Annotated in this window: 14 protein-coding genes; 6 read left to right on the top strand and 8 right to left on the bottom strand. The window is 64.0% G+C overall.

Annotated elements, in window-relative coordinates:
* The first annotated feature begins 91 nt into the window (after positions 1–91).
* From FFS60_RS13880 to FFS60_RS13870, 3 genes are all read left to right on the top strand, one after another.
* Positions 92–475 carry a DUF2946 domain-containing protein gene (locus FFS60_RS13880; RefSeq protein ID WP_028626980.1) on the top strand — a complete coding sequence of 128 codons (384 nt, stop codon included), beginning with the start codon at positions 92–94 and terminating at the stop codon, positions 473–475.
* Positions 476–563: 88 nt separating this feature from the next.
* A complete protein-coding gene (locus FFS60_RS13875) occupies positions 564–1,937 on the top strand; it encodes a PepSY domain-containing protein (protein ID WP_028626979.1) in 1,374 nt (457 codons plus the stop codon).
* A 61-nt stretch (positions 1,938–1,998) separates the two neighbouring features.
* On the top strand, positions 1,999–2,469 hold the full coding sequence (locus tag FFS60_RS13870) for a copper chaperone PCu(A)C (RefSeq protein WP_028626978.1): 471 nt from the start codon (positions 1,999–2,001) through the stop codon (positions 2,467–2,469).
* Between the two features lie 1,493 nt (positions 2,470–3,962).
* Here FFS60_RS13870 and FFS60_RS13865 read toward each other — a convergent pair.
* From FFS60_RS13865 to FFS60_RS13850, 4 genes are all read right to left on the bottom strand, one after another.
* Complete coding sequence (locus FFS60_RS13865) at positions 3,963–4,445, bottom strand: acyl-CoA thioesterase (RefSeq protein WP_028626977.1); 483 nt, start codon at positions 4,443–4,445, stop codon at positions 3,963–3,965.
* Positions 4,446–4,552: 107 nt separating this feature from the next.
* Positions 4,553–5,347 carry an ABC transporter substrate-binding protein gene (locus FFS60_RS13860; RefSeq protein ID WP_137822293.1) on the bottom strand — a complete coding sequence of 265 codons (795 nt, stop codon included), beginning with the start codon at positions 5,345–5,347 and terminating at the stop codon, positions 4,553–4,555.
* A 110-nt stretch (positions 5,348–5,457) separates the two neighbouring features.
* Positions 5,458–6,825: a glutamine synthetase family protein gene (locus FFS60_RS13855; RefSeq protein WP_137822292.1), complete on the bottom strand. Its 1,368-nt coding sequence runs from the start codon at positions 6,823–6,825 to the stop codon at positions 5,458–5,460.
* 88 nt (positions 6,826–6,913) lie between these two features.
* Positions 6,914–8,305 carry an aspartate aminotransferase family protein gene (locus FFS60_RS13850; RefSeq protein ID WP_028626974.1) on the bottom strand — a complete coding sequence of 464 codons (1,392 nt, stop codon included), beginning with the start codon at positions 8,303–8,305 and terminating at the stop codon, positions 6,914–6,916.
* 269 nt (positions 8,306–8,574) lie between these two features.
* Between FFS60_RS13850 and FFS60_RS13845 the strand changes: the two genes are divergently transcribed.
* Positions 8,575–9,237, top strand: a complete 663-nt coding sequence (locus tag FFS60_RS13845) for a GntR family transcriptional regulator (protein WP_137822291.1) — start codon at positions 8,575–8,577, stop codon at positions 9,235–9,237.
* A gap of 58 nt (positions 9,238–9,295) precedes the next feature.
* On the opposite strand, the gene FFS60_RS13840 is transcribed toward FFS60_RS13845, so the two are convergent.
* Positions 9,296–9,703, bottom strand: coding sequence for an SMI1/KNR4 family protein (locus tag FFS60_RS13840; protein ID WP_028626972.1), 408 nt, complete (start codon positions 9,701–9,703; stop codon positions 9,296–9,298).
* 119 nt (positions 9,704–9,822) lie between these two features.
* Here FFS60_RS13840 and FFS60_RS13835 point away from each other — a divergent pair, with 119 nt between their 5' ends.
* Together FFS60_RS13835 and FFS60_RS13830 are read left to right on the top strand one after the other, a co-directional pair.
* A complete protein-coding gene (locus tag FFS60_RS13835) occupies positions 9,823–10,275 on the top strand; it encodes a GNAT family N-acetyltransferase (RefSeq protein WP_028626971.1) in 453 nt (150 codons plus the stop codon).
* A 134-nt stretch (positions 10,276–10,409) separates the two neighbouring features.
* The gene (locus tag FFS60_RS13830; protein ID WP_137822290.1) at positions 10,410–10,874 is read left to right on the top strand and encodes an aminoacyl-tRNA deacylase; all 465 of its coding nucleotides are present in this window, start codon (positions 10,410–10,412) and stop codon (positions 10,872–10,874) included.
* 195 nt (positions 10,875–11,069) lie between these two features.
* Here FFS60_RS13830 and FFS60_RS13825 read toward each other — a convergent pair whose 3' ends face one another.
* From FFS60_RS13825 to uvrD, 3 genes are all read right to left on the bottom strand, one after another.
* On the bottom strand, positions 11,070–11,930 hold the full coding sequence (locus FFS60_RS13825) for a Tim44 domain-containing protein (protein WP_028626969.1): 861 nt from the start codon (positions 11,928–11,930) through the stop codon (positions 11,070–11,072).
* Between the two features lie 124 nt (positions 11,931–12,054).
* Entirely contained in the window at positions 12,055–12,630 is a 576-nt protein-coding gene (locus FFS60_RS13820; RefSeq protein WP_028626968.1) for a TetR/AcrR family transcriptional regulator, read from the bottom strand.
* Between the two features lie 213 nt (positions 12,631–12,843).
* Positions 12,844–15,024 carry a DNA helicase II gene (uvrD, locus tag FFS60_RS13815; RefSeq protein ID WP_137822289.1) on the bottom strand — a complete coding sequence of 727 codons (2,181 nt, stop codon included), beginning with the start codon at positions 15,022–15,024 and terminating at the stop codon, positions 12,844–12,846.
* Between the last annotated feature and the right edge of the window lie 88 nt (positions 15,025–15,112).

Below are 15,112 nucleotides of genomic sequence, written 5' to 3'. Positions count from 1 at the left end.
CTTCTGCCCCAGCGACTAGGCTTCTACCCAGGCAGGGGCTTGGCTAGCATAGGCGCCCCCCCCCCCGGCAGACCGGCATGGAACCTTCCCAGTGACCCACGGCAGAGCACGACAGCGCGGCGCCTGGCTTGGCCTTCTGGCCATGCTGCTGCTGTTCGTCGGTCCGCTGGTGTCCCAGGCTCGAGACATGGGGCCGGGTGGAGCGCCGGCGTGGATGGACGAACTGGCCTGCGCCACTGACCACAGTGCCCCCAGCCATGAGCCATCCATGCCCAGCCACGAGATGTCCTGGGCCAAGTGCGGCTACTGCACTCTGCTGTTCAACTCACCGGCCCTCAGCCCCAATGCGCTGCACGGGCTGGTCCTGACTGACCTCGCCCTCCCGGTGCCGATCGCGGCGACCCAGGCTGGCCATGGCTCCCGGGCAATCTTTCCCGGTGCCCTGACCCGCGCTCCCCCCGCTGCACTCGCCTGATCCAAGCAACCCCGTTACCGCATTTCTCGCACAGGCTCCGGCAAGCCCGCTGTGCGCGCGGACCATTGGCTCATCCGGGAGCACGACAATGTCGAAGAGCACGGTCTCCTTCTACAACCTGGCGTGGCGCTGGCATTTCTATGCCGGGCTGTTCGTCATCCCCTTCATGATCATGCTGGCGGTCACCGGCAGCATCTACCTGTTCAAACCCCAGCTGGACAATCTGCTCTACAGCGACCTGATGCGGGTCCAGCCTGCCGGGCAGGCGCTGGCCGCCGATCAGCAACTGGGAAAGCTCCTGCAGGTTTATCCACAGGCCAAGGTCACGCAGTACCTGCCGCCAGTCGATGACAGCCATAGCGCGCAATTCGTCGCCAGCCTCGATGGCAGCAAGCAGAACGTCTTCGTCGATCCCTACAGCGGCAAGGTGCTCGGCACGCAGGATGCCGAGTACAACCTCCAGGCGGTTGCTCGTTCATTGCATGGCACTTTGCTCGTGGGCACCTGGGGTGATCGCCTGATTGAGCTGGCCGCTGGCTGGGGCATTGTCCTGGTGGTGTCGGGGCTCTACCTCTGGTGGCCACGCGGCCAGGGCATGCGCGGCGTGTTCTGGCCGCGCCTGGCCAATCGCGGACGGCTGTTCTGGCGCGACCTGCATGCGGTGACCGGCTTCTGGGGTTCCCTGCTGCTGCTGTTCATGCTGCTCACCGGCATGACCTGGACCGGCTACTGGGGAGAACGCTTTGCCGACGTCTGGAACCGCTTCCCGGCCGCCATGTGGAACGAGGTGCCCAAATCCGACCAGCAGGCCCGCAGCCTGAACAGTGCCTCTGACCAGACAGTGGCCTGGGCGATGGAAAACACGCCAATGCCAGTGTCCGATCCCCATGCCGCCCACAAGGGCCACGCAGCCGGTGAAATGACCAGCACCTCCGGACAGATCGGCCTGCAGCAGGTGGTGGATACCGCTAACGAACGAGGCGTGGTGCCGGGTTACAGCGTGACGCTGCCGGCGGATGCGACCGGCGTGTTCACCATCGCCGTGTTCGCCGATGACCCGCGCAACGATGCGACGCTGCACATCGATCAGTACAGTGGCAAGGTGCTGGCCGACGTGCGCTGGAAGGACTACGGTGTGGTCGCGAAAAGCGTCGAGATGGGCGTGGTACTGCATGAAGGCAAGTTCTTCGGGCTGGCCAACCAGTTGCTGATGTTCGGCGTCTGCCTGCTGATCCTGCTGAGTGCCGTCAGCGGTCTGGTGATGTGGTGGAAGCGTCGTCCCCAAGGGCGTTTCGGCGTGCCGCCGTTGCCTCATTCGCTGCCGCTGTGGAAAACCGCCGTGGGCATCATGGTGGTGCTGGGTGCGGCATTTCCACTGGTGGGAATCTCGCTGCTGCTTATCTGGGCCCTGGACTGGCTGGTGCTGTCCCGCTTCGGCGGTAGCCGTGCCGTTACGGGCTGATACCCGATCTGCGCCCGCCCGGAGGCGGGCGTCACTATCCCTTTCGAATGGAGTTCAAACAATGCGCAAGACCCTGCTGACCTTCGGAGCCCTGCTGAGTTTTTCCGGTGGCCTGGCAGCCCATGAGTACGACACGGGCAACCTGCACATCGAACATCCCTGGGCCCTGGCCGTGCCCGCGGTATCTCCCAATGGCGCCGCCTACCTGGTTATCCACAACAAGGGTGCGGAGGCCGACAAGCTGCTTGGTGCCGACACCGCCCGCGCCGGCAAGACCGAGGTCCACGAGCACCTGCACAAGGACGGCCTGATGAAGATGCAGCAGGTTCCCGGCGGCCTGGACATTCCCGCTGGTGGCGAAGTGCGCCTGGAACAGGGTGGCTATCACCTGATGATGTTCGGTCTGAAGCAGCCGTTGAATGCGGGTGACAAGTTCCCCATGACCCTGCACTTCCAGAAGGCGGGCGACCTGGAAGTGGAAATCCATGTGGAGAAGGAGGCGCCGGCCGGTAACGCCGAGCACCAGCACTGATTCCTACCTGCGGGGCCGTCCGGCCCCGCACCTTCGCGCGCCCAGTTATCCACAGCAACCGCTCGGTGGCCTGGTTTGGCGGGTGGTGGCGACACCCTCTTCGGCCAGAACGCCAATGCGGTCTTCCACGAGATCCGTTTCAGCCAGAGCCTCTGCAACGTGGCGCAGATCCAGAGCGCGCCGAACTTCCCGGCCGGTACCACTGAACCTGGAAGCATGTCGGTTTGCGGCTGCTGCGGGGGATAAGTCTGGTTCACGGCACCTGATCGTTTATTGATCATTTTCATGCAGGCCACGCCCGTCGGGGGATACAGCCGTGCCCACACAGCTTATCCACAGTTGGCTGCACAGATATTGTGTGCAGCCGTCTGTGTAAGTCATTGAAATTGCGTGAAAAATGCTCAATTGGCGGAAACCTGCGCCGCATCTGGCTTACAGCCATCCATGGACATCTTATGCACAGGACCATCCACGCGATTTGGGTACAAACGTGGAAAACCATTCACGGGGTTGTGGGTTACTTACCAGTAGCTGGGCGCTCCAGGCGACTGCGTAGCCGCGGGGGCGGGACTGGTCAGGGAATGATCAGATGGCTGGAATATGCACCAGTACTGGCCTGCAGCGATGCCTGAACAGCTTATCCACAGATACCTGCACAGATAATGTGCGCAATGCATAGCGCAAGTGATTGAAATAGAACGAAAAACGCACAGTAGCTGAGAAGCCGCGTCGGGCTTGCTTCCTGGAGGTCGAACTACAGTTTATCCACAGATGAGTCCACGGATTTTGGGTTAAAGCACCTGTTCCCTGTGAACAGATCTCTGGCATTCGCCACCTTTATGGAAGACTGCCCGCCAAGCCAAGGTGTCCTGGCCAGGTTTCGCGAATGAACTCACTCCTACAGGAAAGGCGATGCAACGCTTTATGCACAGCGGGGCCTTGCCAGCTTCAAGCTGGATAGAAAGTGATCATCTCGATGGAGGCCTCGTCATCCGTGACCTGCAGCATTGTCCGCACAAGCTATCCACAGATGGCTGCACAGATATTGTGCGCAATGACCGAGTTATCCCTATGATTTTGCTCGAAAAATGTCCAGACAGTGGAAAGCTGCGCCAGGATTGGCCCCTGTACATCCATTGACATCTTATCCACAGAGGCATCCACCGGAACTGGGGGAAAAGGCTCTGTGATGGGCATTTTCGCCCGAAGAAGAAGGCAGCAGCCGCGCGTGCTTCGCGGGGGCGCGAAACCTGATCAGAAGTTGATCAACTCCTGAAAAGGCCCGGCTGGCGGGGGATAGCGAAGTGTCCGAACAGCTTATCCACAATCTGCTGCACAGCATCTGTGTGCAACGCACAAGGCAAGTGATTGAAAATGCTCAGAAAATAGCCTGCTAGTGGTAAAGCACACGTGGTGCGGGGCCTGGAGGTTGGTCTACACCTTATCCACAGGCCCTTCCACTGATTTTGGGGAGCAGTGTGGAACGCGAAGGCTCAGTTGCCCTCGCGCATTTCCTGATAGCGCTGTTCCAGCTCCTGGCGAATCTGGCGGCGCTGCTGGGCTTGTGCGAATCGGCGCTTCTCGTCCGTGGTTTCTGGCTGCAAGGGCGGTACTTGTGCCGGGCGGCGTTCGTCGTCCAGGGCGACCATGGTGAAGAAGCAGCTGTTGGTATGGCGGACCGAGCGTTCGCGGATGTTCTCGGTGACCACCTTGATACCCACCTCCATGGAGGTGTTGCCGGTGTAGTTCACCGAGGCGAGGAATGTCACAAGCTCGCCGACATGGATGGGTTCGCGGAAGATCACCTGATCCACCGACAAGGTGACCACGTAGCGCCCGGCATAGCGGCTGGCGCAGGCGTAGGCGACTTCATCGAGATACTTGAGCAGGGTGCCGCCGTGGACGTTGCCGGAGAAGTTGGCCATGTCCGGGGTCATTAAGACGGTCATCGACAGATGTGCGGTTCCGGGTTCCATGCTGGCCTCGTCGGTAGTGGGGGCGGTCTGAGATAGACGCAGGCTGGTGCCTGGGCGCCACAGGGGATAATCACGCAACGCCGTGCGGGCTGTGGATAACCGCGCGGTCAGGGCACGGCATCGGGTTGCTGGCAGGCCGGGTATTCCTCCGCCAGGTCGCTGGGACCGCAGGCCAAGCCGTGCTGCCTGCGTAACTGGGCCAGCTCCTCGCTCTGCTCGATCAGGAAGCGGTCGAAGGCTTCCAGTATCTCCGGATGCTTCAGGCTGCTGGCGTGGAACGCGGTCTTCGCAAGTGGCAGTTCCGGGTCCAGCAGCAGGCGATCACCGCCCAGATTGGTGTTCGCGTCCAGGTAGTGGTGCAGCACTTCCGGGTTGGCATAGATGGCGTCGATGCGCAGGCGCAGCAGCATGCGTACCAGCGCGCCGATATCGCTGGCCTCCACCAAGTGCACCTGGCCGTCGCGCAGGCGGTCCTGCCAGGCCTCGGGGGTGAAGCCGCGTACGGTGCCCAGGCGTCGTACCGCGTCTATGCCCCGGCCCAGATGCTCGCGCAGCACCAGGCTGCCGTCGACGATGCGGATGATCGGTCGGCTGTAATACAGGCGCGCATCGCCCTTGAGCTGGCGCGACCAGGCGGGGTTGTCGGGAAACACCAGCATCAACCGGTCGGTGGTTTGCAGATTGCGGTGCAGGCGGTTGATCGGCAGGGCTTCCAGCTCAAGGGCCAGGCCCTGGTCGATGGCGAAGCGCTGCAGAAGCGCGATGGCATAGCCTTCAGCCGGCTTGCCGGGGAGTGCCCGGTAGTAAGGCAGGTAGTCCTGGCTTTCCAGGCCTACGCGCAAGGGCTCCGCTTGGCAGACGCCGAGAGCCATCAACAGCAGCGCGAGGATCGCAGCTTTCATTGGGCGGGCCCGGAACGAGATGAGGATGCCGATGAGCCTAGCAGGCGGGCGGGCAAACTTCAGCGCCCGGCCAGGCTGGCCGGGCGCTTCGCTGGACCGCGAGTCCGGCGTCAGGCGTGGGTCAGGTACCAGCGCCAGTCCTGCTCGCCCACTTCGCTGACGAACTGGCGGAATTCCTCCCATTTGATGGCGAGGAAGATCTTCAGGAAGTCCTCGCCCAGGGCGTCCCTGGCCCAGGTCGACTGCTCCAGATTGCGCAGGGCGGTCAGCCAGTCGGTGGGTAGGGTTTCCCTGGCTTGCTCGTAACCATTGCCGACGATGGGCTCGCCCGGATCGATCTGCTCGCGAATGCCCTTGTGGATACCGGCGAGAATCGCGGCGGCAGCCAGATAGGGGTTGGCGTCGGCACCACAGATGCGGTGCTCGACATGGCGGCTCTTGGCCGGGCCGCCGGGCACGCGGAAGGACACGGTGCGGTTGTTCACGCCCCAGCTCTTGGCGAGCGGTGCATAGCTGTTGGCCTGGAAGCGACGGTAGGAGTTGGCATTGGGGCAGAAGATCGCCAGCGTGTCGTTGAGCGTGGCCATCATGCCGCCGATGGCGTGGCGCAGCAGTGGGGTGCCGTGCGGGTCCTCGCTGGCCATCAGGTTGTTGCCCTGCTCATCGGCGAGGCTCACGTGCATGTGCAGGCCGCTGCCGGCCAGGTCGCCGAAGGGCTTGGCCATGAAGCAGGCGACCAGCCCATGCTTGTTGGCTACACCTTTCACCAGGCGCTTGTAGCGAATGCCTTCGTCGACCGCCTGGAGTGCGTCGAAGCGGTGTTCGAGGGTCAGCTCCAACTGGCCGGGGGCGTACTCCGAAATGGCGGTGCGCACCGGCAGACCCTGGGCCTCGCAGGCCGCATAGAGGTCGTCGAGGAAGGGCTGCAGCTGTTCCAGCTCGTAGACGCCGTAGACCTGTGGCGCCTGCGGGCGCACGCCATTCATCTGCAGCGCCGGCTGTGGACGGCCGTTGGCATCGCGGCGCTTGTCCAGCAGGTAGAACTCCAGCTCGACTGCCATCACCGGGTGGTAGCCGTCGGCCTTGAGGCGCTCGATGGTACGGGCCAGCACATGGCGCGGATCGCCGGGGGTGGCCGGCAGACCCTGGGTCGGGTGCATGCTGACCTGCACCTGGCCGGTGGGTGTAGTGCGCCAGGGTTGCAGGGTCAGCGAGCCGGGCACCGGGTAGGTCCAACAGTCAGCGTCGGCGACTTCCCAGACCAGGCCGCTGGCTTCGACGTCCTCGCCCTGGATGGTCAGCGAGAGGATGGAGCTGGGCAGCGGACGGCCGTTCTCGAAGATCGGCAGCAGCTCGTCACGGTGCAGCAGCTTGCCGCGGGGGATGCCGTTGGCGTCGATCAGCATCAGTTCGATGCTGCGCACTTCGGCGTGGCGTTCGAGGAAGTCGCGGGCTTCCTGGGGATCGGCGAATTGCATGGTCGTTCTCGCGTAGGGTGGAGGGCGCTTCATCCATCCACCGGGGTTGGGTGTTGGTGGATGAAAAGAGCGTCATCCACCCTACGGATCATTCGCGGGCGCCGGGGATCGCCAGCAGTTCGGTGATGGCCTCGTCCAGGGTGGCAATCAACGTGTCCACGTCGGCGGCGGTGGTGGCCGGGCAGCACAGGGTCATGTTGTGGAACGGCGTGATCAGGATGCCGCGGTTGATCAGGTAGAGGTGCAGGGCCATCTGCAGCTCATCGTGGAAGGCCGCTTCGGCCTCGGCGCCGGTGCGCGGCGACACCGGGCAGAACTGGAATTCGCTACGTGCGCCCAGTTCGGTCACCGACCATTTCAGGGCGTGCTTCGCAATCAGGCTGCGGAATCCGTCGGCCAAGCGTTTGGCCAGCGGCAGCATGTGGTCGTAGGCCGCCTGGGTCATCACCTGTTCGAGGTTGGCGCGCATGCAGTGCATGGCCAGGGCGTTGGCCGAGAGGGTGGTGCCCATGCCGCTGTGGCCGTGGCCATGGCTGTCCTGCTGGGCCTGCTTGCGCGAGGCGAGCATCCTGTCGGCCATCTCCGCGCTGCAGCCGAAGATGCCGCAAGGCACGCCGCCAGCAATGGGTTTGCCGACCACGAAGAAGTCGGGGTCGAGGTTCCACAGCTGGGTGCAGCCGCCGATGTTGGTGGAGATGGTGTGGGTCTCGTCGATGATCAGCAGGCTGCCGTACTTGCGGGTCAGCTCGCGGCACTTCTGCATGAAGCCCGGATCGGGCAGGACCATGCCGATGTTGGTCATCGCCGGTTCGCAGAGCAGGGCACAGACGTCGCCCTGGGCCAGCGCGGCTTCCAGCGCCTCGACATCGTTGAAGGGAACGGCGCGGCTGTGCTGGGTCAGGTCGTAGGCCTGGCCGACCAGACCGGAGCGGTGCACGGTCTCGCCATCGCGGCAGCGCACCATCACGTCGTCCACGGTGCCGTGGTAGCAGCCGTCGAACACTAGCAGGGTCTTGCGTCCGGTGATGGCTCGGGCCCAGCGCAGCACATAGCGGTTGGAGTCGGTGGCGGTGGCGGTCACCTGCCAGTAGGGCAGGCCGAAGCGCTGGGCCAGCAGCTCGCCGCAAACCACGGCATCCTCGCCCGGCAGCATGGTGGTCAGGCCGTTGTTGGCCTGCTCGGCGATGGCGCGGGCGATCGGGTCCGGCGAGTGACCGAACATTGTGCCGGTGTCGCCCAGGCAGAAGTCGATGTACTCGTGGCCATCGACGTCGTAGAAGCGGGCCCCCTTGGCGCGCTCGACGAACAGCGGGCAGGGCGTGGACCAGTCGGCCATCCAGTGCATCGGCACGCCGGCGTAGAGGGACTTGTGCGCGCGTTCAGCGAGTGCGACGGATTTCGGGTTGCGCTCGAGGAAGCGGGTGCGCTCGCGGGCGGCGAAGGTTTCCACGGCGGCTTGGCTGATTCCACTGGCAGTCATATTGAACACCTCGTTCGAATTTCTGCACATCGTGTTTTGTGATCACAATTCTGTCAAGACTTGCGAAAAAAGGCGCTGAAATTTAACGTGAAACCTGATTTGTGATCACAGGATAGAGCGAAAGGCCGGAGGGAAAGCCTCCTCTGGTCCGGATTCGCCCCGTGGTCCAGGCAACCACCCACAACAGAAGGCGACCAAAACCATGCGTAACTGCAGCCTGACCCTGAACCAACTGCCGGCGCCGCCGGCCCTTGCACGGTGATATGCCCATGGCCGAGAACCTGCAGGAAGAGCTTTACCAACGACTACGCGAGGGCCTGCTGGCAGGCCAGTTCAAACCCGGTGAGCGCCTGAAGATCCGCGATCTCGCCGCTGCCTGGGGCACCAGCCCGATGCCGGTACGCGCCGCCTTGCAGCGCCTGGTGGCTGAAGGCGCCCTGGAGGGCGAGCCACAGCGCTCGGTGCGCGTGCCGCCGATGACCCGTGAACGCTTCAAGCATATATTCCAGGTGCGCATGGCGCTGGAGGGCATGGCCGTAGAAGCGGCCGCGGGCCAGCTCTCCCGCGATGAGCTGGATGTCCTGCGGGGGTGCATGGAGCGCATGGATATCGCCATCGAACAACGCGACGTACAGGGCTACCTGACCGACAACAGCCGGTTCCACCGGGTGCTCTACGGCGCCTGTGGCAACCCCATCCTGCTGCGGACCATCGAAACGCTCTGGCTGCAGGTCGGCCCCTTCTTCAATCGCCTGTTCACCGAGGCGGACCTGTCATTGCGTCTCAACGACTTCCACGAGGACGCCTTCAAGGCGTTGCAGGCGGGCGACGGCAAGGCCGCGCGCGTTGCTATCGAGCAGGATCTTTCCTACTTCGGCCAATTCCTCCTCAACCTGCTGGAACTGGACTTCGCCCAGGCCCGCAGCGGCTGATGACGCTTTCCCGCGGGAGCGAGTCTGACTCGCTTCCGTGGGGCATGAGCGTCGTCGGTCAACTGGTCAGCCAGACGTCCCGGGCCCAGTGCCAGACCGAGTCCCAGCTCTCGTCGGTGAGCTCGCCTTCGTCGCCGTCCCACAGCACCACTTCGCCTTCGCCATCGACCACGTAGTAGTCACGGCCGTCCTGGCAGAGCGGCACCAGGTCGCGAGGTACGCCCAGGTCCCAGGCGACGGCGGCGACTTCCGGCAGATAGGTGTGGGATTGCGGGTCGGTGACCGTCACCGGCTCCAGACGGCCGTAGATCACGTCGCTGACCTTGAGCAGGAACTCGCGCAGTTCGAAGGGCAGGTTGATCAACAGCTGCTCCTCGATCTCCACCAACTGCTCTTCGTCCGGCAGCTCCAGGGGAACCGGCACTGGCTCGTTGAGTTCGCGCAGTTGTTCGATGACTTCTTCCATGGCGACAGGCCCTCATGCATTGGGATGCGCTTTATACAGTAGCCGGGCTTGGGAAGAAAAAAGCCTTGTCGTAACGTGGCGGACATTCTGTTGCCAATCCGTTTGTCGAGGCTCCCATCATGGCGATCACCTGGTCCTGCAAGCACCACAGCGAACTCGATACCCGCGAGCTCTACTGTTTTCTGGCCCTGCGCTGCCAGGTGTTCGTGGTGGAACAGAACTGCCCCTACCTGGATGTCGACGGCCAGGACCTGGAAGCCGGCACCTGCCATGTGATGGCCTGGGAACAGGGCACGCTCCTGGCCTACCTGCGCCTGCTGGACCCGGCCACCCAGGGCGGCGACGTAGTGATCGGACGGGTGGTCAGTGCCGCCCAGGCACGTGGCCGCGGCTTGGGCCACGGGTTGATGGAACGGGCCCTGGACGAAGCCGCCAAACGCTGGCCGGGCATGCCGGTGTACCTCTCCGCCCAGGCGCACCTGCAGGGCTACTACGGCCGCTATGGCTTCTTGCCGGTGACCGACCTGTACCTCGACGACGGCATTCCTCATATCGGCATGCGCCGCGCTTAGGCCCGAGGCTGCTAATGGCGGCCCTGTTCAGCACCAACTGCTTCAGCCCGTCCGGACACGCTGGCTAAACTTTGTGCACTGATCCGGCTGCCCGAGGCAGCCTCCGATCCCTGGTTATCCACAGGAGGTGCAACATGCGAATGGCCGCAACCCTGCAGCGCAGCCTGGAGCGTGCCCATGCCGAATTCGATCTGGTGCCACACCCGCACTCGGCCACCAGCCTGGAGTCGGCACGCGTCGCCAATATCCCCGCCGAGCGCCTGGCCAAGACGGTAATCCTCGACGATCGCCAAGGCCATTTCCTCATGGCAGTGGTGCCTGCCAGCCGCCATCTGGACATGGGCAAGGTGCGCAAGGATGCCAAGATCTGGCAACTCACCCACGAAGCCGATCTATCCCGTCTGTTCAAGGACTGCGAACTGGGCGCCGTGCCGGCCCTTGGCGAGTCCTATGGCATGAACATGCTGGTGGACCCGCAATTGACCCGGCAACGTGACATCTACCTGGAAGCCGGCGACCACCAGAACCTGGTGCACATGCGCATGGATGAGTACCTGAAGCTGGTGCCCCATGCCGAAGTCTGCGAGCTCTGCCATTAGGGCGATGATCGGCTGCGCTTCGGAAAAGCGCTGGCTCGCTGAATCATGAAGAAGCTCAAGGGCGTTCGACCGCCCATTCCGCCGCCCTTCTGGTTCCGCCGCTCCCTTGCGCGTCGGCGCTGGCGCAGGGGTGGCGGTCGCCATCAGTGAAATGAAAAACCCGGGACAAGCCCGGGTTTTTCATTGCAGAAGCGATCAGTTCTGACGGATGCCCGCCACCAGCCAAGGCTGGTTGTCACCGTTGACGCGCTCCATGCGCCAGCTTTCGCTGAAGACTTCACCCTGGTCGAAGCGGGAAGACTTGGAGACGCCGTTGAAGGTCAGGGTCGCGACCGTCTTGTCGGCCAGTTCGTCGATGCCGTCCAGTTGCACCTGAAGGTTTTCGACGTAGGTGGACTGGTAGGCGTCGCCCAGGCTGGCGCGTTCTTCCTTGAGGAAGCTCAGCATCTGCGGGGTGACGAACTCGGCGATCTTGTCCATCTCGGCCGCGTCCCAGTGCTGTTGCAGGGCCATGAAGTGTTCGCGACCGGCTTCGACGAAGCGCTGCTCATTGAACCAGCTCGGGGCATTGAAGGCGGGCTGGGCGACCGGGGCAGCGCTGCCGAAGATCGACGCCGGCTGTTGCTGCGGCATCTGCGGCATTTCACGCTGGAACGGCGCATGGCCGGCCATGGCGGGTTGACCCTGCTGCTGGGCACGTTTGCGTGCGGCCAGGAAGCGGAAGATCAGGAAGGCGATCAGGCCGATGATCAGGAAGTCGAAGATCTGCATGCCATCGAAGCCGTCGCCCATGAACATGGAGGCGAGCAGGCCACCGGCGGCGATGCCGGCCAGCGGGCCGAGCCAGCGGGAAGCACCGCTCGCGGCGGCGGCTTTGCCGGCTGCAGCAGGGGCAGCGGCGTTCGGGGTTTGCTGGGCGGGAGCTGCCTGGCGGGTCTGGTGGGTCGGCGCGGAGCCGAAGGACTTGCCGCCACCCATACGCTTGGCGGCGTTGACATCCAGGCTGAGCGTCAGGCTGACGCAGAGGGCCAGGGCAATACTGAGAAATCGGCGCATCAGAGGCTTCTCTTGGTTATGAATCCACGCGCGCCATGCTGCACAGTCAGTCGCGCGATAGCTAGGGGCAGAGTGTTTCGGGATTTTGTCGGACAGCTCCGTCGGCCTTTTCCGGGCATGCCGTTCATCTGCGCAGCAGGAATACCAGCGGGCCGCAGCGCAATTGTTGGCGCAACAGGGCGCGCAAGTCGGCCTCGTCTTCCATGGGGTGACGCAGCCAGTGGATGAAGGTGCGCAGGTAAGCGCCAGTCAGCAGGCTTTCTTCGGCGATGCGACACAGATGCAGGGTTTCCCGCTGTGCCGCTTCGCGCCACCACTGCACCGTGCGACTGACCCGCAAAAGGCCCAGCACCTGCAAATGGAAATGACCGGGCTCCAGCTTGTAGAGCAGCATCTGCCCGGTCACCGAGCGGTGCGGCGCCAGGGCGCCAAGCCAGGCGATAAGAAGTTCTTCCAGGCGCTTTTCCGCGTTCAGGGCCGGCAGGTCGCTGCCCTTGCCGCGTTCCAGCAGGGCTTGGTCGGCGCGGTCGAACCAGGCCTCCACCAGGTCGTCCTTCTGTTTGTAGTGTTTGGCGATGGCGTCGAGGCCGACGCCGAGTTCGTTGGCCACCTCGAACAGGTGCAGCCGCTCCCAACCGCAGGTGTCGGCCAGGTTCAGGGCGCAATCGAGTATGTGCTGGGCGCTGGGAGAGCGGGGCATGGACGTACCTCCGCCACTCAGTATGGCCAAGCGAAAGGAGGCGGCAGGGGCATCGGACGGGCGGAGGGTAATGCCGAAGGGGGTGGCGGCTGCTCTTGTGGGGGCGAATTCATTCGCGAAGGACAGCGTAGCTGTCCCAAGGGCCTCAGGGCAGGCCTGCGGCCTGCACAGCGAATGAATTCGCCCCCACAGCGGATCGTGGTGATTGTCGGCTCAGAGCGGCTGCAGTTTGGCGTAGGCCAGCATCAGCCACTTGCTGCCCTCACTCTCGAACTTCACCTGCACCCGTGCCTGGGCACCGGCGCCTTCGAAGTTGAGGATGGTGCCTTCACCGAACAGCGCATGCTGGACGCGCTGGCCCAGGGAGAAGGGCGTTTCCGGCACGGCGGCGCCATCGAAGATGGAATCGTGGCGACTGCCGGCACCCATGGGACGGCTGATGCTGTTGTTCAGCCGCACTTCACGGATCAGCTGCGGCGGTACCTCGCGAACGAAGCGCGAGACCTTGTTGTAGGTCTCGCTGCCGTACAACCGACGGGTTTCGGCGTAGGTCAGCACCAGGCGCTGCATGGCGCGGGTGACGCCGACATAGGCCAGGCGGCGTTCTTCCTCCAGGCGGGTCGGGTCTTCCATGCTCATCTTGTGCGGGAAGAGGCCTTCTTCCATGCCCACCAGGAACACCAGCGGGAACTCCAGGCCCTTGGCGCTGTGCAGGGTCATCAGCTGCACGCTGTCCTCGAAGGCGTCGGCCTGGGTTTCCCCGGCCTCCAGCGAGGCGTGGCTGAGGAAGGCCTGCAGCGGCGTGAGGCCGTCTTCAGGCTCTTCGTTCTCGAAGGCACGGGCGGCGCTGACCAGTTCTTCCAGGTTTTCCACCCGGGCCTGGCCTTTCTCGCCCTTCTCATCCTTGTGGTAGGCCACCAGGCCGCTCTGCTCGATGACGGTCTGGGTCATCAGGTGCAGGGGCATGTCGAGGGCCTTGGCGGCAAGGTTCTCGATCAGCTCCATGAACGCCGCCAGGGCGCCGGAGGCGCGGCCAGGCAGGGCCTTGTTGGCGAGCATCAGGCGGATCGCTTCCCACATCGCGACTTCATTGACGCGGGCGAACTCGCGGATGTTCTCCACGGTTTTCTCGCCGATGCCGCGTGGCGGCACGTTGATCACCCGCTCCAGCGCGGCATCGTTGCCGCGGCCGTCGAGCAGGCGCAGGTAGGCCATGGCGTTCTTGATCTCGGCGCGCTCGAAGAAGCGCTGGCCGCCGTAGATGCGGTAGGGAATCTTCTCCCGCAGCAGGGCCTCTTCCAGCACCCGCGACTGGGCGTTGGAACGGTAGAGGATGGCAATCTCGCTGCGTGCCATGCCGTCCTTCAGTGCGCTTTCGATGCTCTCCACCACATAGCGGGCTTCGTCGTGCTCGTTGAAGGCGGCATACAGGCCAATGGGTTCGCCTTCTTCGCCCTCGGTCCAGAGCTCCTTGCCCAGGCGCCCTTGATTGTTGGCGATCAGGGCGTTGGCGGCCTTGAGGATGCCCGCGGTGGAGCGGTAGTTCTGCTCCAGGCGGATCACCTCGGTGTCGGGGAAGTCGCTGGAGAACTGCTGGATGTTCTCGATCCGCGCGCCGCGCCAGCCGTAGATGGACTGGTCGTCGTCGCCCACCACCATCAGGCTCTGGCCGCCTTTGGCGAGCAGGCGCAGCCAGGCGTATTGCACGGCGTTGGTGTCCTGGAACTCGTCCACCAGCACATGGCGGAAGCGCCGCTGGTAGTGCTCCAGCAGGCTCGGGCGGTCGCGCCAGAGGTCGAGGGCGCGCAGCAGCAGCTCGGAGAAATCGATCACCCCGGTGCGCGCGCAGGCGGCCTCGTAGGCTTCGTAGATCTTCAGCATGGTGCCGAGGAACAGATCGCCGCCGGCCTGGATGTGCTGCGGGCGGATGCCCTCGTCCTTCTGCCCGTTGATGAACCACTGGGCCTGGCGTGCCGGCCAGCGCTGCTCGTCGAGGCCGAGGTCGCGGATCACCCGCTTGACCAGTCGCTGCTGATCGTCGCCGTCGAGGATCTGGAAGTTCTCGGCCAGACCGGCTTCCTGCCAATGGGCCCGCAACAGGCGGTGCGCCAGGCCGTGGAAGGTGCCGACCCACATGCCGGCCGGGTTGATCCCCAGCAATTGCTCGATGCGCTGGCGCATCTCGGCGGCGGCCTTGTTGGTGAAGGTCACCGACAGGAGCGAATGCGGTGAAGCCTGCTCCACCTGGATCAGCCAGGCGATGCGGTGCACCAGCACGCGGGTTTTGCCGGAACCGGCGCCGGCAAGCACCAGTTGACGCCCCAGCGGGGCCGCTACGGCCTGGCGTTGAGCGTCGTTGAGGGAGTTCAGGAGGAGGGAGAGATCGTCGCGCATCGCGGCATTCTAGGGAGGTGGACGGGGGAGGGCAAACTGATGACCGGATGGTCAGCTGGGCGGTCGCTGATCCCCGTGCCAGAGACCC

Origin of the sequence: Pseudomonas sp. D(2018) (assembly GCF_005502555.1) — a bacterium.
Taxonomy (GTDB): domain Bacteria; phylum Pseudomonadota; class Gammaproteobacteria; order Pseudomonadales; family Pseudomonadaceae; genus Metapseudomonas; species Metapseudomonas resinovorans.
This window is presented reverse-complemented; position numbering and strand designations above follow the sequence as displayed.